Genomic DNA, 12,051 nt, shown 5'->3' with positions numbered 1-12,051 from the left:
CCCAGTGACGCAGAGCGTCACCTGATGCATTCCCACGCAGAGCGTGGGAACGATCATGGCAAGAGCTCAATAATCCCCACGCTTGCGAAACGCCCAGCGTCCGGCAATCACGGTGAATGTCGCCACCAACGCAACCAGCACCCAGAACCCATGGGGATCCTGCGACAGCGGCACACCCCCACATTCATGCCGAAAAAACCGGCAATGATGTTGATCGGCAAGGCCAGCACCGTCACCACGGTCAGGGTGAACAGCGTGCGGTTGCTCTGTTCGTTGAGGTTGGCGGCGATTTCTTCCTGCAACAGTTTGATGCGTTCGCCGAGGGCGGTGAGGTCGTTGATGATCAGCGCAAACTCCTCGGTGGATTTGCGCAACTCCTTGACGTCCTCCTTCTGCAACCACGGCGGCGGACGATTGAGCAGGCGCAGCAGCGAACCCGGCTCCAGCGCCAGGAGCCGTTGCAGCCGCACCAGCACGCGGCGATTGGCGCCGAGTTCGGCGCGGTTGGTCGACAGACGCGAAGAGAGCAATTCGTCTTCGACCTGATCGACACTCAGGCTGGTCTTGCGCACGATCTGCGTCAGCACTTCGCCCTGATCGCGCAGCAGGTGCACGAGCAATTCCGAGGGCGAGCGAAAGCACTCGCCGGCCTTCACCGACGAGCGCAACTTGTCCACGGAGTGCAGCGGTTGCAGGCGCGCGCTGACGATGAGTTTGCTGCGCACGCAGACCCACAGCGTCGACACGTCGGAGGAGACCATGCTGCTGAGGTTGAACACCACATCGTTGACCACCGCCAGCAGCGCCGAATCGACATGCTCGATGCGCGTCGAACGCGAACCTTCGTGCAGCGCTTCGAAAAACTCATCGGGCAATTGCAGATGATTTTTCATCCAGCGCTCGCACGCGGCGTGGGCCAGGTTCAAGTGCAGCCAGAGGAATTCGCCGCTGTCACTGTCGTCCTGCAAACAGCGCAAAGCCGTCGCCGAATCGATTTCCCGACCACGCTCACCGGGCAGAAAGCGAAAGCCGTAGAGCAAGCCAAACAGGTCCGGGTCGCGATGACTGATATCGAGGCTGTGGTTCATGGCGGCTCGCTGCGAGGAGGATGTCTGGGGCAGGATTTTCAGGTTCACCTGAGCGGCATCATCGCAAGCTCACGTGACCGTTTTGTGACAGCAAAATGACGTCAAATCAATGCCTTGCCGGCTGTCGGAAGTTTCTCAAGGAAGGCTCTGGCGCGCCGATCTCAGGTGAGTTAGGTTGCGCGCCATTGGCGTTTGCCACGGTGCGACGACAGGGAAGTCCGGCCATTTCTCACGTCCGCCCGGGCGTGCCTCATCCCTGCTTCGAGTACCTTGCAATGCTGCAAAAATCCCTGAGAGCGCAAATTCTCGCCCTGCTGAGCGGCAGTCTGCTGGCGATGCTGTTGATCGCGCTGGCCTGCTTTCATTTCCTCTCCAACGGCGTGCAAAGCTACAGCCAGTTGATTGCTGGCCCGTTGCACACTTCGCAACTGATCGATGAAGCCAACCTGCAATTCAAAGTGCAGGTGCAGGAGTGGAAAAACGTCTTGCTGCGCGGCAAGCAACCGGCAGATCTGGCGAAATACTGGAGCCAGTTCGAGGATCGCCAGCGCGACGTGCAGAACATTCTCGGTGAATTGGCCGGCCAGAAGGGTATCGAGGCCAATCTCAAATCACGTATCGAACGCTTGCGCGAAGAGCATCGCCAGTTAGGTGCTGCCTACCAGAAGGGCCGCGATGCCTACGTGGCTGCCGGTGGTGATCCGAGCGCCGGCGACGCTGCGGTCAAAGGCGTCGACCGCGCCACCAGTGAACAGATGAGCGCGTTGGTCGCCGAGCTGCGCGAGCAGGGCACCGCGCAATCGGCATTGATCAGTGCCAGCGCTGATCGCACCGTGTGGCTGGGCCTGTTGGTGATGCTCGCGTCAGGCTTGCTGATCGGTCTGCTGAGCCTGTGGCTGGTCAGCCGCAACCTGATCGAGCCGATCCGCAACCTCATCGATTACGTCACTCGCTTGAGCCGTGGCCAATTGGCCGAGCGCGTAGTCAGCGAGCGTCGCGATGAGCTGGGCAACCTCGCTGCTGCTGCGAACACCTTGCGCGATTTTCTCGCGGACACCTTCACTCGGTTGCAGCACAGCGCGAGCAATCGGGACAGCGCCAGCGGTGAGTTGAATGCCATTGCCACGACCATGGCCGGCGGCACCAGCGAGCAATTCAGCCGCACCGATCAGGTAGCCACGGCGATGAACGAAATGTCTGCCACGGCGCAGGAAGTGGCCCGTCACGCCGCCGATGCCGCGCGTGCTGCCGACGATGCCGATCAGTCGGCGCAGCAGGGTGAAAAGGTCATGCAGACCACCATTCACTCGATCACCCAGATGCGCGGTGAAATTGCCAACACCGCCACGGTGATTCGTCGCCTGGAAACCGACAGCGGTCGTATCGGCAAGGTGCTGGAAGTGATTCGTGGCATCGCCGAGCAGACCAACCTGTTGGCCCTCAACGCAGCCATCGAAGCGGCACGCGCGGGTGAGGCCGGGCGCGGTTTTGCCGTCGTCGCCGACGAGGTGCGCAACCTCGCGCAGCGCACGGCGGAGTCGATCATCGAGATCAACCAGATCATTCAGAACGTGCAGACCGGCGCGGTGGATGCCGCGCAGGCTATCGAGAGCGGCCAGGCGCGCAGTGACGAAAGCGTCGAGCAAGTGACCCAGGCCGGCGCGATGCTGGAGCGCATCACTTTGGCCGTGGAGGCGATTCGCGACATGAACCGTCAGATCGCCACGGCAGCAGAAGAACAGACGTCGGTGGCCGAAGATATCTCGCGCAACCTGACTGAAATCACGGCGATCGCCAGTACCAACCTGGACAACGTGCAGCGCACCGAAAGTGCCAGTCAGAACCTGCATGGGTTGTCGGGGCAGTTGAATGAGGTGACGGCGCGGTTGAGTGCTTGATTGCGAGTTCAAGCGTCCGGCAACTTTCGTAGGTCTTCGCCTGCTCGCGATAACGGTGGAACAGTCAACATTGATGTCGCTGACACTCCGCTTTCGCGAGCAGGCTCGCTCCCACATGATTTACGGCAGGCATGAAAAAGCCGCACGATCTTTCAATCGTGCGGCTTTTTAACAGCGGTCTATCAAGTGTCTTGCTTGTTGCTCAGCACTTTACCGGTGGTGGCGTCAAAGTCCACGTCGAACTCTTTGCCGTCAGCGGTTTTAAGTTCAACTTCGTACTCGTAACCGTTGAAGTGGTTATCCAGGTCGGTGTCGGTAATCGTTGCGCCCGGGTGCAATTTCAGTGCTTCGGCGTTCATCGATTCCAGCGACTTGATCTTGCCGTCCTTGACCAGTTGCGGCACTTGGTCGATGCGAACATCAGCCTGAGCCAGGCCAGCGGTGAGGGTCAGGGCAGCGGCGGTAAACAGGGCAGTCAAAGTTTTCATCGGTTCATTCCTTGGCAGTGCGTTGAAGTGGTTGATCTGTGTAAGTGGGTTCAGATTAACCAGCGCAACTTAACTCACCCTTAAATCTCTGCTTCGCGATAAAACTGCTCTTTTGTGGGAGCGAGCCTGCTCGCGAAGCAGGCGACTCGATAACCAGTCAGAAACCGTTCTTCTTCAAAACCTCATCAACACTGCCAACAACCGGACGCTTATAAAACTTCAACAATTCACTGGCGCGGTTGGTAAAGATGCCATCAACCCCCGCCGCCATGACTTTCTCGTAGTCCACCGCCTCGTCGACCGTATAAACGTGCACCAGCATGCCCTGATCGTGGGTGTACTGATTCATCCACGGTTGCACCAGGTCGGAGTAGCTCTGATCTCCACCATGAGTCAGCTTCGCCGAAGGGCCGGTGCCGATCGCGCCCTGAGCTTTGGCGTAGTCGACCCACTGCTTGAATTCAGCTTCCGACTTCGGTTCCTGCTTGCCGTAGAACACGTTTTTGTCTTTCTCGCCGGACGCGGCAAACGTCACGGCGGATTTAGGCTCGATGCTGCCTTCGCCGACCCACAACAGCAGGATCTTCGGCACTTGCGGCATTTCCTTTTCCAGCAATTGCAGGCTGTTCTTATCGAAGGTCTGCAGGATCACCTTGCCTTTGCCCTGACCGACGCCGAGCGCACTTTTCGCCAGTTTCGAACCGGCCGGGCTCAGCCAACCGCGATCCTGAAGTTTTTCCTTGAGGTCATGTTCGATGCCGGGAAACAGCTGCGGCTCTTTGGTTTCGATGTACAGGCCCGGTTTGTGCTGCGGGTTGGCGCGGGCAATGTCGATGATTTCATCGAGGGTGAGAATTTTCAGTCCGGCGTAGGAGGGGCGTGCGCGGTCAGGGTATTTGGTGTTGAACCAGCTGCCGGCATCGAGGGTTTTCAGTTCGGCCATGGTGAACGCGGTGGCCGGACTGTCCTTGCGCTCGGGGAATTTGCTGGCGACGTCGGTGGTGCGTTGCAGGTTGTCGTCGTGCAGGGCGAAGAGCACGCCGTCCTTGCTGCGCTGCAAATCCATCTCCAGGTAATCGGCGCCGAGGTCACGGGCCAGTTTGTAGGCCGCAGCGGTGGATTCCGGGGCATCGAACGACGCGCCACGGTGGGCGATCACCGCCGGATGCGGAATGCCATGGGCGGCAGCGATTGCCTTGGGCTCGGGATGGCTGGCGGCGTGCGCCTGACCGAGGCCGATCAACAGACTCAGCACCAGAGCGCTTCGGGTAAAAGTGGCAGGCATGGTCGAGTTCCTTTCGCAGGTATTTTTCGAGACGTATCTTTTAACAACTGAAGCGCCGCAGGGCTATCGCCAGACCGACATAAACCGAGCAAAACGGAAATTTCCTGCACTTTTGTGGCGCTGTTTGCAGTAGGCTTGCCCTCGGCAGACGTCCCGGCAGAGGGCGCGCCGCTGCGTTGCCCTGCGTGTAAACCATCGATCATCTTTCGTGAGGTTTACCATGCGCATCACCTCCCAACTCATCTGCCAGGCCGCCGACGATCTCAAAGGCTTCGTCGGCCTCAACCGCAAGACCAGCCAATATATCGTGCGCTTCAGCGAAGATTCCTTCGGCATGGACGTGGCTGACGACGGCATCATCCCGGCCAGTGAATTCGTCTGGGCGACGGCGTCGGACACCACCATGACGCTCAGGCGCGAGTTGATTCAGTTGTTGCTCGATCAACACATCGACGACCGCATCAACATCACCGAACCGTTGCGGGTTTACATGAGCAGGGCTGAAGTGCCAGAGATTGTGGCGGTGCGGAGTCTGGTGCGCGGTTGAGGTTTTGCGGTGGGGTTGCGGGCCTCTTCGCGAGCAGGCTCGCTCCCACATTGGATCTGTGGCGTTCACAAAATCCCTGTGGAAGCGTGCCTGCTCGCGAAGGCCACTCCTCGGTTCACCGCCAGCCGCAATTGCGATCCAGTCACGCGCTCATGTCAGTCCCGATCACCCCGGCACCCGCTCATTGGCAAACATGCTCACCGCATCCACTGCCTCGCTGGCGCCGTCGCGAATCTGCAGAATCACCGTCCCGGCCTGATTGGCCAATTCCACGCCTTCTGCGGCGCGGTCGCGGGTGCCTTGCATGCTCTTGATCGCCTGCCGTGTTTCGCTCTGGATCAGACTGATCATGGTAGAAATTTCCGCTGTGGAGCCGCTGGTGCGCGCCGCCAGTTGCCGGACCTCATCGGCCACCACGGCAAAACCGCGACCCTGTTCACCGGCGCGCGCCGCTTCGATGGCAGCATTCAGGGCGAGCAGGTTGGTCTGATCGGCGATCGCGCGGATGGTGTTGACGATGGCCGTGATCTGTTCAGAGCGTTCGCCCAGTTGCGCGATCAGAGTTGAAGACTGGCTGATGTCCTCGGCGATTTCGCGCATTTCGCTGGCAGCCTGTTGAATCACCTGCGTACCTTGCTCGGCGACTTTTCGCGTCGCCACCGAGATGTGATAAGCGGTGCTGGCACTGCGCGCGTCCTGCTCGTGTTGCTCGACACGGGCGGTAACGTCAGACGCGAACTTCACAACTTTGTACAAACGCCCCGAAGCGTCGTAGACCGGGTTGTAGTTGGCCTCCAGCCAGACGATCTGACCGCGTTTATCCACGCGCTCGAACTGCCCGTGGAAGAACTCGCCCTGATTCAGGCGGCGCCAGAAATCCTGATAGGCACTGCTGTTGACCAGCGCCGGGGTGCAGAACAAGCGGTGATGCTGGCCTTTTAGCTCTGCGAGGTTGTAACCCATGCGCATGAGAAAGTTCTGGTTGGCAGTAAGAATGTTACCGTCGAGATCGAACTCGATCACCGCCATCGCGCGATCGATCGCCTGCAGCTTGGCGTTGGCCTCGTTCTCCTGCTGCACCTTGGCGGTGACGTCCATCGCGTATTTGACCACTTTGACCACCCGTCCCGACGCATCCTTGATCGGGTTGTAACTGGCCTCCAGCCAGATCGGCTGGCCTTGGCTGTTGACTCGTTCAAAAGTGCCGGATTGGAACTGACCGTTTTTCAGGCGCGACCACAGCTCAGTGTATTGTGCACTGCGACCGAACTCTGGCGTGCAGAAATGCCGGTGTGGCTGGCCGATCGCCTGCGCAGCCGTGTAACTCATGGTCTTGAGGAAGTTGTCATTGGCACGTAACACCACGCCATCAAGATCGAATTCGATCACCGCCATCGAACGGTTGATCGCTTCGAGCATTGCAGCTTGGTCAAAAACGGTGTGTTGCAGATCTTCGAGGGCGGCTTTGTGGCGGTTGAAAAACATGCTTGCGATACTCGGGAGTGGGAAAAATCAAAAGGATTCAGTCCCTATTCCTGCGCCGGCAGACCGAAATGCACAGACGGCATTCGGTGGTGGCTGCTCAATGCCAGCGTTCCGTTACTGGCAGATGGCTACTTATACAAAACTTAATAAAGTTGTACAAGAAAGGAATTTTTCGCGAGTTTGTATAACTTTTTGTGAGATTAGTTGTACGCGGCTCGACGCTGTCGGTGATTCACCGCTGATACAGTGCCAGGAACATCTCCAGCGCCGACTCGGCAACTGCATTCTGCGCGTCTGGATCAAGGGCCGCGCGACCCAGCGAGATCTGCGGCCAGAACGCGAATGCCTTGAGCAACCCCTGCACTTGATGCGCGGCAAACTCTGGATCCACCGGCTTGAGCCGTCCGTCGGCTTGCGCCGCGCGTATCCAGACGGTCAGGCCTTCCTCGCGCTCGCCCATGCGCTCGATCATGTTCTGCGCACGTTCAGGGGAATGAATGGTCGCGGCAATCGCCACCCGGGCGAGGGTGAGAAAATTCTCGTCAGCCATCATCTGCACTTTTTCTCGCAGCATCAGGCGCAGCTGCTCATGCAGCGGTCGCTCGCGGTCGTAGCTCACCGATGGCTCGGCAATGATCCGCGCCCACAGCTGATTAAGGATCTCGGCGAACAGCTCTTCCTTGCTCGGGAAGTGGTTGTACACCGTCCGCTTCGACACCCCCGCCGTGGCGGCGATCTTGTCCATGCTGGTGATTTCGAACCCGTGGGCACGGAATTCGGCGATCGCTGCCTGGATGATGGCTTCGCGTTTGCGATCGGTGAGGCGTTGTGGAGCGGTCATGAGCGGGCTTCGGCAGAGAAGGGAGGAAATTACACTCGGCAGTTTACTTGTCGTCGGCTTTGATGCAACCTAGAAACTACACCGCTCAGTGTAATGTTGCGTTAATCCTCGTACCTTACAAACTAGAGCGTTTGGCCTTTGCGTGCAGCCTGGCCATTTTCATTTCCCGTGGAATACCGTGCAGCACACGGTTTTTCGGAGTCGTTCAGTCATGGCCAATCCAGTCTCTCTCCCGGAAAACACTCCCACGCCTGAAGCCTCGCGCCAGGATCAAGGGCTGTTTCGCAATCATGCGCCGGTTCAGCGCGAAGGCCTGCGCAAAATGCTGCGGATCATGTGGAACATGATTTTTCACAAACCGCGCGACACCCGTCCGAGCGCCGCCATTCCTGTACAGCCGCTGACCCGTGAAGATCTGCTCGCAGCGCCCAATCACAGCGTTTACCGCTTGGGACACTCGACGCTTTTGTTGAAGATGCGCGACAAATTCTGGATCACCGACCCGGTGTTCGCCGAGCGCGCCTCGCCAGTGCAATGGGCTGGCCCGAAACGCTTCCACCAACCACCGATCAGCATCGACGAACTGCCGCCGATCGAAGCGGTGATCCTCTCCCACAATCATTACGACCATCTCGACTACGAAGCGGTACTCAAACTCGCCAACAAAACCACGTACTTCCTGACCCCGCTGGGCGTGGGCGACACCCTGATCAAATGGGGCATCGACGCCAGCAAGGTGCGCCAGTACGACTGGTGGCAGGGCACCGAAATCGCCGGTATCCGCTTCATCGCCACCCCATCGCAGCACTTCTCCGGCCGTGGCCTGTTCGACGGCAACAGCACGCTGTGGGCGTCATGGGTGATGATCGACGCCGACACACGAATCTTTTTCAGCGGCGACAGCGGTTACTTCGACGGCTTTAAACGCATCGGCGAACAATACGGCCCGTTCGACCTGACCCTGATGGAAACCGGCGCCTACAACGTCGAATGGCCCCACGTGCACATGCAACCGGAAGAAACCCTGCAAGCCCACATCGACCTCAAGGGCCGCTGGCTCTTCCCGATCCACAACGGCACCTTCGACCTGGCCATGCACGCCTGGCATGAACCTTTTGATCGCATCCTTGCGCTTGCATGGGAACGCAGTATTGCGATTACCACACCGCGGATGGGGAGGCGTTCAACCTTGCGCATCCACAACGGGGGAGTGCGTGGTGGATGGCGGTTGAAGAGGAGGGGAGGCGCTTGCTCAGAATGCCTGACGCGTTCGCCTCAAGCGAATACCACCTCAATACGGCCCTCTTTCCGTGATCGGGGGCCGATTTGACTACAATTTGCACATCTCGTCCGAGACGTGAAAGGCATTCCATCATTTTGGCCTCACTGATTCCGCGAAATTTGCCACGCAACATTTCGGAAAGCTTGGGTTGTGATAGTCCCAAGATTTCTGACGCCTGAATCTGAGTGAGATGACGCGCCTTAATGATTGCGCCAATTTTCGCTGCGAGCTGCGACTTCACCTGCATTTCACTTGCATTGGGTAAGTCCAGATCGTGATAGACGTTTCCGCTACCTACTTCAATCTCCATGGTTTTCTGATCCTTTCGCATGTTCCTGGGCGGCTCGAAGTCTGTTTCTGATCAGATCAATGTCCGACTGGGCGGTTTTAATCCCGCTTTTCGACTTTTTCTGAAAGCAGTGCAAAACGTAAATTGCACTGCCAAAACGAACCGTATAAATGGCGCGGTAGGTGTCGGTGTCGAAGTCTTCTATCAACTCCAGGACACCTGCGCCTCCGAACCCTTTCATTGGTTTTGCATCTGAATACTTCAGGCCACGTTGAGCCAGATCCAGTGCGTGACCAAAAACGTCTTGTACCTCTGTGGGCATCTGCTTGAGATCTTTTTTACTACTGCAGACCCACATAAGCGGCTTCCTTGCACTCATGCGAAATATACCTATTTTGGAATAATTATCAAATTGCCGTTTCAGTCAGCCATCGCAAAATCCCCACGCCCCACCGATTCCCCCGCCATCCCCTGCGCCCTGACACTGCGCCCCGGTGCAAACCCCGGGAAGAACACCAACCCCTGCGCTTCAAACCGATAAGCCAGTGCCAGTCTTGCGGCGTCCGCCACGTCCTGCTGCGCTTCGAAACGCTGGATATCTGCCACTGCCACCTCGGCCTCGCGCGACAGTTGTTCAACACTCCAGCCCAGCATGGCGCGGGCTTGGACGCAGTGGGTCGGGGTGAACTGGAAAAGTGCAATGCGTTCGAGGACGTGGTTCATCGCAAGAGAGGCCATGGTGTGCTCCGGGCTCAAAAGTGCTGATTGAAAATGTACTGTGTTTTTGTACAGTTGTTTTCGGCCGGGATCAAACGCATTTTTCGAATTTGCCTAGTTCGTCGGCTCCAACCAGACGGACGGTGCCTGTCCCAGCACACGCCGAAACATCGTCGAAAACGCCGCCGGGCTCTCGTAGCCGAAGTCCAGAGCAATCCGCGTCACCGCTTCCCCGCCGCCAACCGTGCCAACGCCTGCACGACGCACGCCTGCTGGCGCCACTGACGAAAGCTGAGCCCGGTCTGCTGCCGAAACAATCTGTTAAAGGTACGCAAGCTTATGTGTAACTGGTCCGCCCAATGCTGCGGGGATTGATGGGTGTTGGGCATGTTCAGAAAGGTCTGACATAGACTGAGGAGCTTTCCTTCGACGGGCATAGGAATGTGTAGGGGAAGGGGGCACTGCGTGTCAGTTCATGCAACAGCAAGTTGATCAGCACACCGTCGCGTCCGGCCTGGTCGTACATCAGCGGCACGTCCACCGCCTCCATCAGCAAATGCCGCAGCAGCGCCGACACGTTGAGCACTTGGCACTTCGGGCCCAAATCCACCGTGCACGGTTCAATGTAGAGGCTGCGCGTGCTCACCCCTAGCATCAATACTTCGTGGGCGACTCCCGGCGGAATCCACACTGCACGCTGCGGCGGCACCACCCAGTTGCCGCTCTGAGTACTGACCCGCATTACACCAGTGGCGCCGTAGAGCAATTGCCCACGTCGATGCGTATGAAACGGGAGTAGGTGGCCGTGGGAATAATCGGTACCGATGGCCACGACCGGGCGAGGCGTGTCATCAAGCTGATTGATCGAAATATTGCGCATCAGGCGAGTTCCAGCGATTGGCGTAAACGCGAACATTATTGGCCCAACTGCTGAAGCCGGCCAATGCCTGCCGCACTAATGTCACGGCTCCCGGTTCTGGACGCTCACCATGTTCTACCTCCTGCTTACATTGTTCGGCTGCCTCACCGGCATCAGCGCCGTGCTCTTCGGTTTCGGCGGCGGCTTCGTCATCGTGCCGCTGCTCTATCGCATGCTCACCGCCAGCCACGCAGCCGACGACCCCATCGCGCAATCGGCCATGCACATCGCCGTGGCCACCTCGACCTGCGTGATGATCGTCAACGCCCTCATCGCCACGCGCAAACACCAGCGCGCGGGCAATCTGCTCCGGGACTACCTCTGGCCATTGGGCGGGTTTATCGGCGTAGGCGCGGTCGTCGGTGCCATCGCTGCGATGTGGGTCAGCGGCCAAGTGATCCGCTACGCCTTCATCACCTATCTGGGCGTGACCATCGTCGATTGCCTGCTGCGCCGAGGATTTCTCACACAGTCCCAAACCACATTCCCACGGCGACTGACCTCAACAGAAACATCCGCCGGCGGCGTAGGCATCGGCGCCATCGCGACGTTCCTCGGCGTAGGAGGAAGCGTCATGACCGTGCCGCTGCTGCGCCGTTGCGGGCTGAGCATGTCGCAAGCGACGTCCATGGCCAATCCGCTCAGCGTGCCGGTAGCGCTGGCCGGGACGCTGACGTACATGGCGCTGGCCGGTTTCACTGAGTCTGATCTGGGTGTTTGGTATATCGGATATGTCGATGTCCTGGCGTTTGCAGTGCTGACGGTTGGCTCGTTGTTGGGGATCAGATTGGCTGCGCGATGGATTGGGCGGATACCGGATCGGGTGCATGCGCGCGCGTACATCGGTTTACTTATGGTGGTGATGATCAGCTTGTGCTTGAGCTGAGCGCGACGGCGCTCGATTCCAGCGCGCAAGCTCGCCATAATCCGCAGCTACTTTCGCAGGCAGCTGCTCGTTTATTCAGGGATGAAATGATGTACCGAGGACTGTTACGTATTTTTGCTGTTTTTTTCTAACGGGTTCTTTTGTCTCGACGGCAACTTGGGCCGAGACCGGCGCGCAGTTGTTCACCGGCACGTTGGGTAAATCGTCTATCGTCCTCGAAATAAATCCTCGTACCGGAGAGGGACGTTACTTTTACAAGAAGTACCGCAAGGATCTACCACTCGACGGTGCTCCGGACGGGGAAACGCTTGTGCTGGAGGAAGGCT

The 12,051-nt window shown here is 58.5% G+C and carries 9 protein-coding genes and 4 pseudogenes; 4 read left to right on the top strand and 9 right to left on the bottom strand.

The annotated features are described in order from the left end of the window. Positions 1-66: 66 nt before the first annotated feature. Positions 67-1,088: pseudogene (locus tag LJU32_25160) on the bottom strand (transporter). Between the two features lie 275 nt (positions 1,089-1,363). Between LJU32_25160 and LJU32_25155 the strand changes: the two are divergent. Further along, the gene (locus tag LJU32_25155; protein WKV88617.1) at positions 1,364-2,986 is read left to right on the top strand and encodes a methyl-accepting chemotaxis protein; all 1,623 of its coding nucleotides are present in this window, start codon (positions 1,364-1,366) and stop codon (positions 2,984-2,986) included. Positions 2,987-3,168: 182 nt separating this feature from the next. Here LJU32_25155 and LJU32_25150 read toward each other — a convergent pair whose 3' ends face one another. Then, a complete protein-coding gene (locus LJU32_25150) occupies positions 3,169-3,474 on the bottom strand; it encodes a PepSY domain-containing protein (GenBank protein WKV88616.1) in 306 nt (101 codons plus the stop codon). A 157-nt stretch (positions 3,475-3,631) separates the two neighbouring features. Then, complete coding sequence (locus tag LJU32_25145; protein WKV88615.1) at positions 3,632-4,759, bottom strand: glycerophosphodiester phosphodiesterase; 1,128 nt, start codon at positions 4,757-4,759, stop codon at positions 3,632-3,634. 220 nt (positions 4,760-4,979) lie between these two features. Here LJU32_25145 and LJU32_25140 point away from each other — a divergent pair, with 220 nt between their 5' ends. Continuing rightward, a complete protein-coding gene (locus LJU32_25140; protein WKV88614.1) occupies positions 4,980-5,306 on the top strand; it encodes a DUF2025 family protein in 327 nt (108 codons plus the stop codon). A gap of 165 nt (positions 5,307-5,471) precedes the next feature. Here the strand turns inward: LJU32_25140 and LJU32_25135 are convergent, their stop codons facing one another. Both LJU32_25135 and LJU32_25130 read right to left on the bottom strand, forming a co-directional pair. After that, a complete protein-coding gene (locus tag LJU32_25135) occupies positions 5,472-6,791 on the bottom strand; it encodes a methyl-accepting chemotaxis protein (GenBank protein ID WKV88613.1) in 1,320 nt (439 codons plus the stop codon). Positions 6,792-7,023: 232 nt separating this feature from the next. After that, positions 7,024-7,632 carry a TetR/AcrR family transcriptional regulator gene (locus LJU32_25130; protein ID WKV88612.1) on the bottom strand — a complete coding sequence of 203 codons (609 nt, stop codon included), beginning with the start codon at positions 7,630-7,632 and terminating at the stop codon, positions 7,024-7,026. Positions 7,633-7,843: 211 nt separating this feature from the next. Here LJU32_25130 and LJU32_25125 point away from each other — a divergent pair. Beyond that, positions 7,844-8,946 (top strand): annotated as a pseudogene (locus LJU32_25125) (MBL fold metallo-hydrolase). On the opposite strand, the pseudogene LJU32_25120 reads toward LJU32_25125, so the two are convergent. The 4 genes and pseudogenes from LJU32_25120 to LJU32_25105 all read right to left on the bottom strand — a co-directional run bounded on the left by LJU32_25120 (position 8,908) and on the right by LJU32_25105 (position 10,800). Further along, positions 8,908-9,224: pseudogene (locus LJU32_25120) on the bottom strand (helix-turn-helix domain-containing protein). The pseudogenes LJU32_25125 and LJU32_25120 overlap by 39 nt on opposite strands. Next, on the bottom strand, positions 9,214-9,525 hold the full coding sequence (locus LJU32_25115) for a type II toxin-antitoxin system RelE/ParE family toxin (protein ID WKV91195.1): 312 nt from the start codon (positions 9,523-9,525) through the stop codon (positions 9,214-9,216). The pseudogene LJU32_25120 and the gene LJU32_25115 overlap by 11 nt, the downstream one beginning before the upstream one ends. A gap of 98 nt (positions 9,526-9,623) precedes the next feature. Beyond that, positions 9,624-9,941 (bottom strand): XRE family transcriptional regulator, encoded by a 318-nt coding sequence (locus LJU32_25110; GenBank protein WKV88611.1) that lies wholly within the window; start codon positions 9,939-9,941, stop codon positions 9,624-9,626. Between the two features lie 93 nt (positions 9,942-10,034). Continuing rightward, positions 10,035-10,800, bottom strand: a pseudogene (locus LJU32_25105) (helix-turn-helix transcriptional regulator). A gap of 109 nt (positions 10,801-10,909) precedes the next feature. Here LJU32_25105 and LJU32_25100 point away from each other — a divergent pair. Beyond that, positions 10,910-11,725, top strand: coding sequence for a sulfite exporter TauE/SafE family protein (locus LJU32_25100; protein WKV88610.1), 816 nt, complete (start codon positions 10,910-10,912; stop codon positions 11,723-11,725). The last annotated feature ends 326 nt before the right edge of the window (positions 11,726-12,051 follow it).

The organism is Pseudomonas sp. B21_DOA (genome assembly GCA_030544685.1).
GTDB lineage: Bacteria > Pseudomonadota > Gammaproteobacteria > Pseudomonadales > Pseudomonadaceae > Aquipseudomonas > Aquipseudomonas fluorescens_AO.
Note: the sequence above shows the minus strand (reverse complement) of the source record. Positions and strands in the feature narration are given on the sequence as shown.